This window comes from Paraburkholderia dinghuensis (genome assembly GCF_003837865.1).
GTDB lineage: Bacteria > Pseudomonadota > Gammaproteobacteria > Burkholderiales > Burkholderiaceae > Paraburkholderia > Paraburkholderia dinghuensis.
This window is the reverse complement of the sequence record NZ_RQIS01000020.1, coordinates 63,532-78,278: the sequence shown is the minus strand read 5'-3', so window position 1 is coordinate 78,278 and position 14,747 is coordinate 63,532. Positions and strand designations below refer to the sequence as shown.

General features: G+C 62.0%; 12 protein-coding genes. 5 read left to right on the top strand and 7 right to left on the bottom strand.

The genetic code is table 11. The features are described from left to right. Position 1: 1 nt before the first annotated feature. Positions 2–1,525 (bottom strand): nitrate reductase subunit beta, encoded by a 1,524-nt coding sequence (gene narH / locus D1Y85_RS22750; RefSeq protein ID WP_124153330.1) that lies wholly within the window; start codon positions 1,523–1,525, stop codon positions 2–4. Next, entirely contained in the window at positions 1,522–5,298 is a 3,777-nt protein-coding gene (locus D1Y85_RS22745) for a nitrate reductase subunit alpha (protein WP_124153329.1), read from the bottom strand. The genes narH and D1Y85_RS22745 overlap by 4 nt, the downstream gene beginning before the upstream one ends. Before the next feature lie 1,105 nt (positions 5,299–6,403). Between D1Y85_RS22745 and D1Y85_RS22740 the strand changes: the two genes are divergently transcribed. Then, positions 6,404–6,712, top strand: coding sequence for a DUF1840 domain-containing protein (locus tag D1Y85_RS22740; RefSeq protein WP_124153328.1), 309 nt, complete (start codon positions 6,404–6,406; stop codon positions 6,710–6,712). Positions 6,713–6,833: 121 nt separating this feature from the next. On the opposite strand, the gene D1Y85_RS22735 is transcribed toward D1Y85_RS22740, so the two are convergent. The 4 genes from D1Y85_RS22735 to aguB form a co-directional block, all read right to left on the bottom strand. Further along, positions 6,834–7,247: a MarR family winged helix-turn-helix transcriptional regulator gene (locus D1Y85_RS22735; RefSeq protein WP_124153327.1), complete on the bottom strand. Its 414-nt coding sequence runs from the start codon at positions 7,245–7,247 to the stop codon at positions 6,834–6,836. Between the two features lie 200 nt (positions 7,248–7,447). Further along, entirely contained in the window at positions 7,448–7,798 is a 351-nt protein-coding gene (locus D1Y85_RS22730; RefSeq protein ID WP_185219090.1) for a hypothetical protein, read from the bottom strand. A 134-nt stretch (positions 7,799–7,932) separates the two neighbouring features. Continuing rightward, entirely contained in the window at positions 7,933–8,340 is a 408-nt protein-coding gene (locus tag D1Y85_RS22725; protein WP_185219089.1) for a PAS domain-containing protein, read from the bottom strand. Between the two features lie 107 nt (positions 8,341–8,447). Continuing rightward, positions 8,448–9,323, bottom strand: a complete 876-nt coding sequence (gene aguB / locus D1Y85_RS22720; protein WP_124153325.1) for an N-carbamoylputrescine amidase — start codon at positions 9,321–9,323, stop codon at positions 8,448–8,450. 143 nt (positions 9,324–9,466) lie between these two features. On the opposite strand from aguB, the gene D1Y85_RS22715 reads away from it, so the two are divergent. Both D1Y85_RS22715 and D1Y85_RS22710 read left to right on the top strand, forming a co-directional pair. Beyond that, positions 9,467–10,423: a LysR family transcriptional regulator gene (locus D1Y85_RS22715; protein WP_124153324.1), complete on the top strand. Its 957-nt coding sequence runs from the start codon at positions 9,467–9,469 to the stop codon at positions 10,421–10,423. 109 nt (positions 10,424–10,532) lie between these two features. Further along, positions 10,533–10,733 carry a hypothetical protein gene (locus tag D1Y85_RS22710; protein WP_246025021.1) on the top strand — a complete coding sequence of 67 codons (201 nt, stop codon included), beginning with the start codon at positions 10,533–10,535 and terminating at the stop codon, positions 10,731–10,733. 433 nt (positions 10,734–11,166) lie between these two features. Here the strand turns inward: D1Y85_RS22710 and D1Y85_RS22705 are convergent, their stop codons facing one another. After that, on the bottom strand, positions 11,167–11,886 hold the full coding sequence (locus D1Y85_RS22705) for a GntR family transcriptional regulator (protein ID WP_124153322.1): 720 nt from the start codon (positions 11,884–11,886) through the stop codon (positions 11,167–11,169). Positions 11,887–12,038: 152 nt separating this feature from the next. On the opposite strand from D1Y85_RS22705, the gene D1Y85_RS22700 reads away from it, so the two are divergent. Beyond that, a complete protein-coding gene (locus D1Y85_RS22700; protein ID WP_124153321.1) occupies positions 12,039–13,259 on the top strand; it encodes a pyridoxal-phosphate-dependent aminotransferase family protein in 1,221 nt (406 codons plus the stop codon). A gap of 184 nt (positions 13,260–13,443) precedes the next feature. Further along, positions 13,444–14,730, top strand: a complete 1,287-nt coding sequence (locus tag D1Y85_RS22695; RefSeq protein WP_124153320.1) for an MFS transporter — start codon at positions 13,444–13,446, stop codon at positions 14,728–14,730. Positions 14,731–14,747 lie beyond the last annotated feature (17 nt).

Here is a 14,747-nt window from a genome sequence, read left to right as displayed (position 1 = left end):
CTCAGATCTCCTGGATTGGAATCTGCCGATGGCCGGATTTCGGCGCGAACAGGCTCGCTTCCGTGCGCCCGTCCGAGCAGCCGTTGCCGAACGTGAAGCCGCACGACGAACGTAGATCGAATGCGTTCTCGGCGTATTCGCGGTGTGTCGTCGGGATGACGAAGCGGTCCTCGTAGTTGGCGATCGCGAGGTAGCGGTACATGTCCTCGACTTGCGCCAGTGACAGCCCAACCTGATGAAGGATCTGCGGCGCGTCAACACGATCGACCTGGCGCGCGCGCATGAACGCGCGCATGGCGAGCAGCCGCTCCAGTGCAACCTGCACGGGTTTTTCATCGCCTGCGGTCAGCAGATTCGCAAGGTACTTCAATGGAATGCGCAGCGCGTGGACGTCGGGCAGCCAGCCGTTCATGCTGAGTTCGCCGCTGTTGGCGGCCGCGTTGATCGGCGAAAGCGGCGGCACGTACCAGACCATCGGCAACGTGCGGAACTCCGGATGCAACGGGAACGCGATCTTCCAGTCGATCGCCATCTTGTAGACCGGCGAGCGCTGCGCGCCTTCGATCCATGCGTGCGGAACGCCGTCAAGCGCGGCTTGCTCGATGACGGCGGGGTCGAACGGATCTAGGAAGACATCGAGCTGTGCCTGATACAGGTCGGTTTCTTTCTCGACGCTCGCCGCTTCGTGAATGCGGTCCGCGTCGTAGAGCAGCACGCCGAGATACCGGATGCGTCCCACGCACGTTTCCGAGCACACGGTCGGCTGGCCGACCTCGATGCGCGGATAGCAGAAGATGCATTTCTCGGCCTTGCCGCTCTTCCAGTTGAAATAGATCTTCTTGTACGGGCAACCGGAAACACACATGCGCCAGCCGCGGCACTTGTCCTGATCGATGAGCACGATGCCGTCTTCCTCGCGCTTGTAGATCGAACCGGAAGGGCAGGAGGCCACGCACGATGGATTGAGGCAGTGTTCGCACAGTCGCGGCAGATACATCATGAAGGTGTTTTCGAACTGGCCGTAAATCTCCTTCTGCACATTCTCGAAGTTATAGTCCTTCGAACGCTTCTCGAACTCGCCGCCGAGAATCTCTTCCCAGTTCGGCCCCCATTCGATCTTCTCCATGCGCTCGCCGCTCACGAGCGAGCGCGGTCGCGCGACCGGCATCGCTTTCGTGTTGCCCGCTTCCTGCAAATGGGCGTAGTCGAACGTGAACGGCTCGTAGTAGTCGTCGATTTCAGGCAGATGCGGATTGGCGAAAATCTGCGCGAGCAATCGCCATTTGCTACCGAGGCGCGGTTCGATTTCGCCACTTGGCTTGCGCACCCAGCCGCCACGCCAGCGTTCCTGGTTCTCCCAATCCTTCGGGTAGCCGATGCCCGGTTTCGTCTCGACGTTGTTGAACCACGCGTATTCCATACCTTCGCGGCTCGTCCACACGTTTTTACAGGTGACCGAGCACGTATGGCAGCCGATGCACTTGTCGAGATTCAGCACCATCGCAATCTGAGCACGGACTTTCATGAGGACTCTCCTTCGCGAACAGCCTGGGGCAGGGTACCTACCGGCGTTTCCTCATCGAGCCAGTCGACATGCTTCATCTTTCGCACGATGAGGAATTCGTCGCGGTTCGAACCCACCGTGCCGTAGTAATTGAAGCCGTAAGAGAGCTGCGCGTAGCCGCCGATCATATGCGTCGGCTTGAGCGCGATACGCGTGACCGAGTTGTGAATGCCGCCGCGCGTGCCTGTGATTTCCGAGCCCGGTGTGTTGACGATTTTTTCCTGGGCGTGATACATGAGGCACATGCCGCGCGGAATGCGCTGGCTCACCACGGCACGCGCGCAGAGCGCGCCGTTCGCGTTATAGCACTCGATCCAGTCGTTATCCACTACGCTGATCTGCGCCGCGTCCTTCTCCGAGATCCAGACGATCGGCCCGCCGCGCGAGAGCGTGAGCATCAGCAGATTGTCGGTATAGGTGCTGTGGATCCCCCACTTCTGATGTGGCGTGATGAAGTTGAGCGCGATCTCCGGATTGCCGTTCGATCGGGTGCCGGCCATCTTCTCGTAGCTGCCTGTATCGATGGGCGGCTTGTAGACGCACAGCGCTTCACCGAAGGCACGCATCCACGCGTGGTCCTGATAGAGCTGCTGACGTCCGGTCAGCGTGCGCCATGGAATCAGCTCGTGGACGTTCGTGTAGCCCGCGTTGTACGAGACGTGCTCGGACTCGATGCCGCTCCACGTCGGCGACGAGATTATCTTGCGCGGCTGGGCCTGGATGTCACGAAAACGGATTTTCTCGTCGGCGCGGGCCTCGGCCAGATGCGTGTGATCGATGCCCGTGAAGCTGGAGAGGGCCTGCCACGCTTTCATCGCCACTTCCCCGTTCGTCTCAGGCGCGAGCGAGAGAATCACTTCGGCCGCGTCGAGCGCGGAGTTGATGCGCGGCCGTCCCTTCGCGTCGCCCGCTTGCGGGTCTTCGTCGCGATAGTTCAGGTCGCCGAGGTGGTCGACTTCGGTCTGCGTGTTCCAGGAGATGCCCTTGCCGCCGTTGCCGAGCTTGTCCATCAACGGCCCGAGCGACGTGAAGCGGTGATACGTCTCGGGGTAATTGCGCTCGAGCACAACGACGCCCGGCATCGTCTTGCCAGGAACCGGCTCGCAATCGCCGCGTTTCCAGTCCTGAACGCCGAAAGGCTGCGCGAGTTCGCCGGCCACGTCGTGCGAGATCGGCGCGAGCACCACGTCGCGCTCGACACCGAGATGGCCCTCGCTCAGTTCCGAAAAACGCTTTGCTATGGCCTTGAAGATTTCCCAGTCGCTGCGGCACTGCCACGGCGGATCGACGGCGGCGGAAAGCGGGTGAATGAACGGATGCATGTCGGACGTGTTCATGTCGTCCTTCTCGTACCACGTCGCGGTGGGCAACACGACGTCCGAGTACATGCACGTCGTCGACATGCGGAAGTCCAGCGTGACGAGCAGATCGAGCTTGCCGCGCGGTGCCTCTTCGTGCCACGCGATTTCTTCGGGGCGGGGCAATCCCTGTTTCGCGACCTCTTCGCCCTGTACACCGTGAGTCGTGCCGAGCAGGTGCTTCAGGAAATACTCGTGCCCCTTGCCGGACGAGCCGAGCAGATTCGAGCGCCACACGAACATGTTGCGCGGGAAGGCGACGGGATTATCCGGATCTTCGCAGGCCAGTTTGAGGCTACCGTCCTTGAGCCGGCGAGCGACTTCGGCACCGGCGCTGGACGGGTCCGCGAACGATCGGCCGAGATCGAGAGGATTGCTCATGAACTGGGGCGCCGAGGGTAGCCAGCCCATGCGTTCAGCGCGCACGTTATAGTCGATCGGCAAGCCGTGGTAAGCCGATTTGTCCTCGAGCGGAGAAAGCAGGTCGGTCGGATTCATCGGGTCGTAACGCCACTGGTCGGTGTGGGCGTAGAAGAAGGAGGTCGCGTTCATCTGCCGTGGCGGCCGGCTCCAGTCGAGCCCGAATGCGAGCGCCGTCCAGCCCGTTTGCGGCCGCAGCTTTTCCTGACCGACGTAGTGCGACCAGCCTCCACCGGACTTGCCAATGCAGCCGCACATCACGAGCATGTTGATGATGGCGCGATACGCCATGTCCATGTGATACCAGTGATTGATGCCCGCGCCGATGATCACCATCGAGCGTCCTTCGGTCTTGTCCGCGTTTTCCGCGAACTGCCGCGCGACGTTGATGACGTCGGCGCGCTTGACGCCGGTTATGGCTTCCTGCCATGCGGGTGTGTAGGGCACGTCGTCGTCGTAGCTCTGTGCGATGTCCTTGCCGCCCAGACCCTGGTCGAGTCCATAGTTCGCGACGAAGAGGTCGTGGACGGTAGCGACGAGGCGCTCGCCGTCGCGCGTCGCGACGCGTCGCACGCCGATGCGCCGGGTCAGAACCGGGTCATGCGTGGTGTGCGGAAAGTGCGGATGCGCGACGTTGCCGAAGTAGGGAAATCCGACGTCGACGACGTCATCGTGTCCGGACACGAGCGACAGCACGGGCGTATAGGCCTTGCCCTCGGCGGTTTCTTCCCGCAGGTTCCACTTGCCGCGATCGCCGCCTTCCTGTTGGCCCCAGCGAAAGCCCACTGAGCCGACTGGTACCGTGAACGCATTCGTTGCTGCGTCGATAGCGACTGTCTTCCATTCGGGATTGTTGGTCTGCCCAAGCGAATCGCCGAAATCGCTGGCGCGCAGATAGCGGTCCGGCACATACCGGCCGTCGCGCTCGACGAGCGTGACGAGGCACGGCATGTCGGTGAAGCGGCGGCAGTAATCGGCGAAATACGCGCTCTTGTCCGCGAGATGGAATTCCTTGAGGATCACGTGGCCCATCGCGAGCGCGAGAGCCGCGTCCGTACCCTGCTTCGGATGCAGCCAGATGTCGCCGAATTTCGCGCCTTCCGCATAGTCGGGGAAGATGGAGACAATCTTCGCGCCGCGGTAGCGGGACTCCACCATGAAGTGCGCATCGGGCGTGCGCGTTTGCGGCACGTTGGAGCCCCACATCATGATGAACGACGAGTTGTACCAGTCGGCGGATTCGGGCACGTCGGTCTGCTCGCCCCAGGTCTGTGGCGAGGCCGGTGGCAGGTCGCAGTACCAGTCGTAGAACGAGAGGCACACGCCGCCGATCAACGAGAGATAGCGCGAGCCGGCCGCATACGAAACCATCGACATGGCGGGAATCGGCGAGAAGCCGACCACGCGATCGGGGCCGTGGCGCTTCACGGTATGGACGTTCGCGGCGGCCACGATTTCGAGCACCTCGCTCCAGTCGGCACGTATAAAGCCTCCGAGGCCGCGACGTGTTTGATAACTTCTGCGTGCTTCGTCGTCGTCGACGATGGCCTGCCATGCGGCCACCGGGTCGAGCGTACGACGCTTCTCGCGCCACAACTTGACGAGCGCGCTGCGCACGAGCGGATACTTGAGGCGGTTCGCGCTATAGAGGTACCACGAATACGATGCCCCGCGCGAGCAGCCGCGCGGTTCGTGGTTGGGCATGTCGGGGCGCGTGCGCGGGTAGTCCGTCTGCTGGGTTTCCCAGGCGACGATGCCACCTTTCACATAGATTTTCCAGGAGCACGAGCCGGTGCAATTGACGCCGTGCGTCGAACGCACGATCTTGTCGTGCTGCCAGCGCGTGCGGTAAGCCTCCTCCCATTTTCGGTCTTCGTCTGTGACGGCGCCGTGACCGTCGGCGAATTGGGGCCGCACGGTAGTGAAATAACGCAGACGATCCAGAAAATGACTCATGACATCTCCAGGTTTCGGTATCGCGTTCGATCAGGTACGAATTAAAGAGGAAGGCGTGGCATTAGTAAAGAACGTGGATCCAATGCGCACGGTGCGCATTCACCGGGTTTCGATATGCGTCCAGATGCATGTCGCATTTATGGTGACGCGCCGAACGGTCAGTGCAGAATCTAGCGTATTACGTACGAGGTTGTATTGAAAGCGAACGGACGGTAGATCGTGCGAACACTCCGCCCCACTCGTGCATTTCATTTCGGAGCGTGCTTGTCACCGCACTGCGGTTACGTGAGATCCGCGGCGGCCGTGTCATCAGAAACGCCGGCTTGCAGTTCACGCCACAATTGATCAGTGTGCCTGAATGTATACGTCGTTGATGTAAAGACGGCCCTGCATCCACTATCGACGGGCGAGGACGGCGAGCAGATCCACACCGGGTGCGAATTATCAGGCGAACATCGTGTGGTCTCCGCCGGGGCAGACTCCGCGTGGTCTCGTCTTTCATGGCCGTCTCGGGCTTGTGCATCCTGTGTGGATTCAGTGGGCTGCTATCGGACACGGGGAACCGCCGTTTGAGTGTATATCGCAACGCCGAATCGGCCATAGTGAATATCCCTGCACGGCGCTTGCGCTATGGCCGCGGCTTGCGAGTGGCGACAGTCGTGCGCGGTTCGTCGCGCTGCAGCAAACGCCGGACTGAATGAAAAGGGAAATCCTGGTAATTGAGACCAACTGCAACGCCAACTGCGGGCAGCAGATTGCCTCAATCCGACGAGCGATTACGCGCTTGAAAGCATCGCAGGCGGAGCCGTTGCCACGCGATTGAGGCATCGTGTTTGCATGCTGCTTTCGGCGTCTCGCTTGAATGCATCACAACATGATATAAAATGAAGGCAAGCCCACGGGTGGGATGTGACCAGATCAGGCGTGGTTCGACACCGTACAGAACACAGAGATGACTGGTCCGAGCGGCGCGAGTTCTCCGAGGGAATTCGTGCGCGCGCCTTTTTGTCGTCGCATTCCACCTTGGGCCTCAATTATTTTCGACAGGGGCGGGCGAGGTTTTATCGGGCGGAAAGCAAAGGACACCCAACCGGGGAGGACGGACATGCTGGTTACGTTTCAATCGCGGGCAGCGCCGGACGTGGTCATGCTTAGGGATCTCGCCCAATATCTGCTCGGACTCATGGGGCGAAGGCTCGATGCGCGTGGCGTCATTCTGCATGACGAACTGCCTCGTGCAATAGAACGCATGGAGGCGGAGATCGCAGCAGCCGGGCGCAACGACCTGGCTCTGCAGTATTCACGCGACGGCGATCACGCACCCGCCAATGAGCTGTCCCAGCGCGCATGGCCCCTGATTACCATGATGAAAGCGGCCGAAACGCTCGACGCTGACATTATCTGGGGACTGTAGTGCTGCGCCAGGCGGCGCGGGCGTGACCGCAGCGGCTCGCGAAGTCGCTGCGCGATAAACGCGCTGGTGGGCGGCGCGCCGGCAGCAATGCTGCGGCGGAACCACTCGCGGGTTGCGGCGTTCAGACGTCGATTTGCGGAATCGTGAATGTACCTTCGAGCGTTCGCAGCTCCACACGGTGCATCTCTGCAAGGCGCACAAGGACCTGCTCCCCTGCGTCGAGCAGATGGACTTCGACCTGCCGCCGGTCTCTTTCGCTAATCTTGCGTTCGACCAGTCCCAGCACCTCACAGCGTGAAACCAGCGCGACGACGCCATGATGCTGCGCCTGAAGGCGTTCGGCCAACTCGCCGATCGTCGCCCAGTCGCGGCCCGGGTAACCCTTGATGTGCAGGAGCAGCAAATATTGGCGCGGTGTGATGCCTTCGTCGTGGGCAGCTTGTTCGGAGAAGCGCTCGAAGCGTCGCATTTGATAGCGGAACGCCGAGAGCTGTTCGAAATTCAATTTGCTCAGGTCTCGCCCAAATGTGTTCATCGATCATCCATACAGGAATCGTGCGAAAACAATATCACGAAATGATATATTTCGGCGACACGCATCCTGAGGCGAAAGCGCGCAGCTTTTGCGTAGGGATTTGGCCGTGCTGGCGTGTGACTGCTCAATCCGTGCGGGTCTGCAAGCGGAGCGTGGCGATGGGGATCGCTACTGGTGTGTCGTGTATGGGCTGTGGCGGGTTATTTGCCCGCGCCGGTGGACGGCACACAGGTCAGCACGAGCGTGCCGCTGTGTTTCTGAGCGGCGCGGACGGTCGCGCGATGAAATACACCCGGTCCGCAGGACCATTCGGCCACGAGATCGGCGGCGCATTGCCCCTGGCGTGGGGCGGCTGCTATCGGGTCGATTTCATAGCGACAGGTTTCGAGCGCGTCGCAGTGCGCAGCAAGGTCGCGCGTAGCGTTGCCTTCACGCGCGCCGCAATTGGCGCCGTAGCTGCCTGACTCGATGCGAATGGATTGCGCTTGCGCGTCCGACCCAGCGGCGGACGCGCAAGCGAGACAGACCAATAAACCGACTTTCCGAAACACGGCTACGCTCCATGGCTCGCGTCGCCGCGCAGTCACATTGCGGCGATTCGATCTCCACGCCCGCTGCCGACCGTTGATGCTCGAGACGTCGGCAATTGCGGTGAAGCGACGTCAGCCCGTCCGGAAGATCGGTCTCATTGCGACGGCGTGGCCGTTGCGGCGCGCGCGGCGCGTTCGCGCTCCACACGCTCCGTTACATCCCGTGCCATGGCCACCGAGCCGACGATCTGCGACGCGTCGTCCTTCACGAGCGCAAAGGACATCTCGACGTAGAGCTTTTTTCCGGTCTTGTGTACGCCGCGCGTGAGCGTCGGATGTCCGCCGAGCCGCGTGACGCCGCTTCCGACTGCGGCGTCGAAGCCCTTCCAGTGCGGTGCGCGAAGATGTTCGGGGATGATGAGGTCAAGGCTCGCGCCGAGCGCTTCATCCTTGCCGAAGCCGAACAATGTGGTCGCTGCCTCGTTCCAGCGAACGATTTTTCCTTCGCGATCCGCGTAGATCAGGGCGTCGGAAGTCTGCTCAATGATCCATTCTGCAATCATGGGAATTTTAGAGTTGATCCAGAAGGTTTCAGTGTATCCGCAAACTTCTCGCATGCGGTGCCTTGCATGTAACTCGATTGCGAAAAGAATGGCACATGCTGGGCCTTTTAATTCCCGTCTTGAATCGCGTACTGCGTGATAACCCCATAGCGCTCGGGTCGCCGATCGCGGAACACGCCCCACGCGCGGCGCTTGAACGCCAGTGCGTCGAGATCGAATTCGGCGGTGATGATGGCGGTTTCGGCGCGATTGCATTCGACGATCTTCTCGCCGTCCGGCCCGGCGATGAACGAACTGCCATAGAAGGTGATCGCGCCCGTTTCGCCGGTCTCGGTGCCGACGCGGTTGCTGGCCACGAGCGGCATCAGGTTGGCGGCAGCGTGGCCGCGCTGCACGTTCTGCCAATGTGTGCGCGAGTCGATCGAAGCATCGTGCGGTTCGCTGCCGATCGCCGTCGGGTACAAGAGAATTTCGGCGCCGGCCAGTGCCATCGCGCGCGCGCATTCGGGAAACCACTGATCCCAGCAGATGGCCACGCCGATCCGTCCGTATGCTGTGTCCCACACCTTGAAGCCTGTGTCGCCCGGCGAGAAATAATATTTCTCCGTGTAGCCGGGCCCATCCGGAATGTGTGACTTGCGATAGAGGCCGAGGGCTTTGCCATCGGCGTCGAAAATGACAATCGAGTTGAATTGCGTTTCGCCCGCACGTTCGAAGAAACTCACAGGCAACACGACACCCAGTTCGCGCGCGAGCGCCGCGAAGCGACCGAGCCACGGGTGGCCCTTATAAGGCTGCGCCAGCGCAAGATGGGCAGGATTCTGGTCGATGCAGAAGTAGGGCGTCGCAAACAGTTCCTGCAACAGCACGATATTCGCGCCCGCATGAGCGGCTTCGCGCACGGTGCGCTCGGCCTCGGCCAGATTCGCTTCGATATCCCAGCTTGCCGCCATCTGCGTGGCAGCGACCACGACCTTTCTCATTGCCTCACCTCTCGTTATGAATTGCCCGGGTGGCCCAGGTGGATTGGCTGTGATAATAAGTCAATAAATACGGCCAGTTTTGTGCCTGTTTTGCACACCACCTGTGCTTTAAAGGAAATGTTCACCGAGAGGACAAAAAAACCATGGCGCGTATCGACCTGCTCGTCGCGATAGAAACGTTCGTGTGCGCCGTCGAGGAAGGCAGTCTGAGCGGCGCGGCGCGCCGGCTCGCCAAGACGCCCTCGGCCGTGACCAAGGCGATCGCCGGACTCGAGGCAACGTTGGGCACGCGTCTGTTCGAACGTACCACGCGTACGCTTGTATTGACCGAGGGCGGCCGGCAGTATCTGGCGACCGCGACCGATGTGCTGCAACGTCTCGCGGACGGCGCACGCCAGCTTTCCGAACATGACGATGAGCCACGCGGCCTGCTGCGCGTGACGGCTGCGCATTCGTTCGGGCAGGCGGTGCTTGCGCCGCTCAGCGCGCCGTTCAGTCAGTCGTTCCCGCGCGTTCAACTGGAGATTGCGTTATCGGATCGCTATGTCGATATCGTCAGCGAGGGCTTCGATCTCGCGCTGCGCATGGGCAATTACGATTTGCCGAACCAGATCGTCAAGCCCATCGGCTCGAATCGCAGCCTGCTCTGCGCGAGCCCCGCGTATCTCGCGCAGCACGGCACGCCTCTATCGCCGCATGAACTCGCGCGGCACGCGTGTATCGCGTACCGGCATCCGGCGCTCTCCAGTGTCTGGCACTTTAGTCGTGAGGGCGCGATGCATGAGGAGGTCGCGATCGAACCGCGCGGCGCCATCGCCACCGATAGCTACGATCTCGCCCGCGCAGCGGCCACGGGCGGCGCCGGTATTCTGCCCTGCCTCTACTGGAGTGTCGTGCCGGAACTGGAGAGCGGGCGTCTCGTGCCACTCCTCACGGACTGGCGCTTCAATTGTCCGTGCTTCGGCGAGGCGCACGTCTGCGCGGTCTATCCGGAAAGCCGTCGCGGGTCGACGAAAATCCTCAAGCTCATCGAAATGGTGCAGACGCGGCTCGCCAGCGACGAGGCATGCGTGGCCGCTGTAACGGCGGCTCTGCGCTAACGCATTCAGCGTTCGAAGCTTGGGAAAAAAGACTGTTTGTTAATGCGCGCGATGGCGACTAGATTAAAGGCCAGGGACTAACAGCCTGGAGCAAGCGATGTCGAGGTTAATGGCTTTTTCCCTTCATAGCGCGGTTCACCCGTTTGAAGCGATGCGGCGGCTAAGGCATGAACACGTGCAGGCGCAGCCGGAGGGCCACGGCGAGCCGGAGCAGGTCGAACGCATCGCTGCCTATGCGCGGGCGGGGTACTTCAATATGGGGTACACGTTCGAGATGTTTCCACTCGTCGGCGATCTGCCGCCTTACTAAGCGCTGCGCCTGCGTTTCTGGCGCGGCGTGATTACTATTTGTCCGGTCCGCCCGGTTCGCGGGCAGATGCCGCTGAAGCTGGCTGCCAGATAGACAGATTCCCGAGCTACGTCGCTCAACGGCTTGCACAAGGCAAGCCGCGGTAGCGCAACCGTCAGTCGTATCTGGCGATGCCATTGCGCAAAACCCATCCCCAGTTAGTGCGTGACGAGATGCGAAAGCGTCCGCACGCTGCGCCCGCAATTTCCCCGTACTGCTCGAAGCCGATATCAAGTGACGGATTTCCGCCGCGGCCAGGCTCGTTATCGAGTCCGGGGGCGGAGCATGGCGCGAAATCCCGCGACCTGGAAAATGCGGGAATGCCGCATGCGGCGCAGCGACAGACCTCACACCAGCACGCCTCGCTGCCGACGCGCCGCGAACAGGCCGCGCTTTAGGGCTGCGTGTCTGGCGCGCGTTCCGTCGATACAAGTTGCAGCACCGCGTCGCGCTTTTCGAGCAGATGGTGCCGCAGGATGGTGGACAGGCGCTTGCCGTCGCGCGCGTCGAGTGCTTCGAGCATCGCCTCGTGCTCCTCGATGGCGCGATCCCATTTGGGGGTCTGATAGTTCGAGCGGAACCGCAGCGCTTGCAGCCGCCGGTTGATCGAGATGTATGTCTGACGCAGCGCCGAATTGCGCGCGGCCTCGTTGATGCGGTCGTGAATGGCCTGATTACGGCTGTAGTAGCCCGCGAGATCGTTCTGCGCGCGGCACGCGACCATTGCGTAGTGGAGAGACTTGATTTCGGCGATCTCGGCGGGCGTGATGCGCTCGCACGCCAGCTCGCCCGAGAACGCTTCGAGCCCGCTCATCAGCTCGAACGTTTCGCGGATCTCGGCCTCGGTCATTTTCGCCACGGTGGCCCCGCGGTTCGGCGAAATCTCGATGAGCCCCTCGGCGGCCAGGACCTTGAACGCTTCGCGCAGCGGCGTGCGCGAGATGTCGAGGGTCTCGCACAGTTCGCGCTCGTTGAGTTTCCTGCCGGGTTCGAGCAGGCCTTCGACGATGAACCGGCGCAGGTGCTCGACCACGGTGTCGTGCAGGCGCTGGCGCTCGACCTTCGGAAGCAGCGGCGCGATGACCTTGTCATCGTCGAAATTTGCGTTTTGCATGCAAAAGACTCTTGATCAGTTTGTCGTTATTTTAACCCATGAGAGATAAATACCAGAAAAACAAGGGTTAACACCGAACAAATTGCGCTTGGACTCGACTGCTTTTGCCGATTATAGTTTTTTGCATGCAATATTCAAACGGAGATGCATCGATGTTGAAGCTCGACTTTCACCCCTCCGGTCGGCACTTCCTGCAGATTCCAGGGCCAAGCCCGGTCCCCGACCGCATTCTGCGCGCGATGAGCTATCCCACCATCGACCATCGCGGCCCCGAGTTCGGCGCGTTGGGGTTGAACGTGCTGGACGGTATCAAGCGCATCTTCAAGACGCAGCAGCCCGTGGTGATCTATCCGGCTTCAGGCACCGGCGCCTGGGAGGCCGCGCTCGTCAACACGCTTAGCGCGGGCGACGCCGTGCTGATGTACGAGACCGGTCACTTCGCCACGCTCTGGAAGAAGATGGCCGAGAGCCTCGGCCTGAAGCCCGAGTTCCTGGGGTTGCCCGGCATCGAAGGCTGGCGGCGCGGTGTGCAGGCCGACATGATCGAATCGCGTCTGCGCGCGGACAGCCAGCACGCGATCAAGGCCGTGTGCGTCGTGCACAACGAGACGTCCACGGGCGTCACTTCGGATATCGCCGCTGTGCGCCGCGCCATCGATGCCGCCGGACACCCTGCGCTTCTCATGGTCGATACGATCTCGGGCCTCGCGAGCGCCGACTATCGCCATGACGAATGGGGCGTGGACGTGACGGTCTCCGGGTCGCAGAAGGGCTTGATGCTGCCGCCGGGCATCAGCTTCAACGCGGTGTCGGAGAAGGCGCGCGCGGCGAGCAAGCGCGCCACGCTGCCGCGCAGCTTCTGGGGCTGGGACGAAATCATCGACATGAACCGCAACGGCTATTGGCCGTACACGCCGAACACGAATCTTCTCTACGGGCTCGCGGAATCGCTCGAGATGATCGAAGAAGAAGGGCTCGACAACGTGTTCGCGCGGCATCAGCGTCTCGCTGAAGCCTGCCGCCGCGCAGTGCGTGCATGGGGCCTGGAAATCCAGTGCGCGGACCCCGCCGTCTACAGTCCGGTGCTGACCGGCGTGACGATGCCCGATGGCATCGACGCCGATGCGGTGCGCAAGCTGATCTACGAACGTTTCGACATGTCGCTCGGCACGGGGCTCGGCAAGCTGAAGGGGCGAATGTTCCGCATCGGACATCTGGGCGACTGCAACGATCTCACGTTGCTCGCCACGCTCGCGGGCTGCGAAATGGGCCTGCGGCTCGCGGGCGTGCCGCTTGCTTCGAGCGGCTTGCCCGACGCGATGGCCTGGCTCATGGAGCAGTCGAACGATACGCCGCTAAAGGTGGCAGCATGAACTGACGCCGCGGACGAAAACAAAAAAACGACGCGCCATACGGTATCGATTTCACGTAAGGGCGTGTCCATGGCCGCCGGGTACACCGCGCTTCAGAATGCGATGGCCCGTTGAGCGCAACGGAGGCGCAGCAGGGTTTACCGCACCACACCCGCCCGAAGCTGCCCCCAACCGGAGAGAAACGATGAAACGGCTTCGACTCACCAGCGCGACGAGTGTCGTGCTGATCATGCTGTGCATCATGTACTTCATCACGTACCTCGACCGCGTGAACGTCAGCACGGCAGCGGCTGGATTCGGCAAGGAGTTCGGGCTTTCGCACACGCAGATCGGTCTCGTGTTTTCCGCGTTCGCTTATCCCTATCTGCTGTTCCAGGTGAGCGGAGGCTGGGTCAGCGATCGCTTCGGCGCGAAGCGCACGCTGCTGTTTTGCGGCGCACTGTGGGCGGTCGCGACGTTGCTCACCGGTTTCGCGACCGGCCTCGCGACGCTGCTTGCCGCGCGGCTCCTGCTGGGCTTCGGCGAAGGCGCGACGTTTCCCGCCGCGACCTCCGCGATGTCGCGCTGGGTCGCGAAGGAGCGCCGCGGTTTCGCGCAGGGCGTGACGCACGCGGCGGCGCGCATCGGCAATGCGGTTGCGCCGGGCATGATCGTGCTCGCGATGACCGCCTGGGGCTGGCGTGCGTCGTTCTTTGTCTGTGGGGCGATCAGTCTCGTGTGGGTGGCGGTCTGGTATTTCACGTTCGCGGAGCGCCCGGCCGAGCATCGCCGCATCACCGAAGCCGAACTCGCTGTGCTGCCCCAGCCCGCGCCTAAGGCCGGCAAGGTGCCGTGGGGCCCGCTGCTGCGCCGCATGGCCCCGGTGACCATTGTGTATTTCTGCTACGGCTGGACACTGTGGCTCTTTCTCAGCTGGATTCCGCAGTACTTCCTGCACAACCATAGTCTCGACCTGGGCAAGTCGGCGGTGTTCGCGTCGGCGGTGTTTTTCGCCGGGGTGATCGGCGATACGCTCGGCGGTACCGTGACCGACTGGCTCTACGCGCGCACGGGTAACCTCAACCGCGCGCGCAGCTTGATGGTGTCGGTGTGCATGCTGCTGACGCTGCTTTCGCTCGTGCCGCTCATGTTCACGCACGATCTGATCGTGTCGGTCCTGTGCCTCTCGGCGGGCTTCTTCTTCGCGGAGATGACCATCGGGCCGATGTGGGCGATTCCGATGGACATCGCGCCGCAATACGCGGGCACGGCAAGCGGCATCATGAACACCGGGTCGGCGCTCGCGGCGATTATCTCGCCCGTGCTGTCGGGGTTCGTGATCGATGCGACGCATAACTGGCAACTGCCGTTTGTCGGCAGCATGGCGCTGATGGCGGTGGGTGTGGTGCTCGCGTTCCGTATGCGTCCGGGCGATCGCTTCGAGGCGACCAGCACTGCAGGCGAGATCGCGGCTTCGCAACAGCGCGCCTGATGCGTCGAGACGCTAAT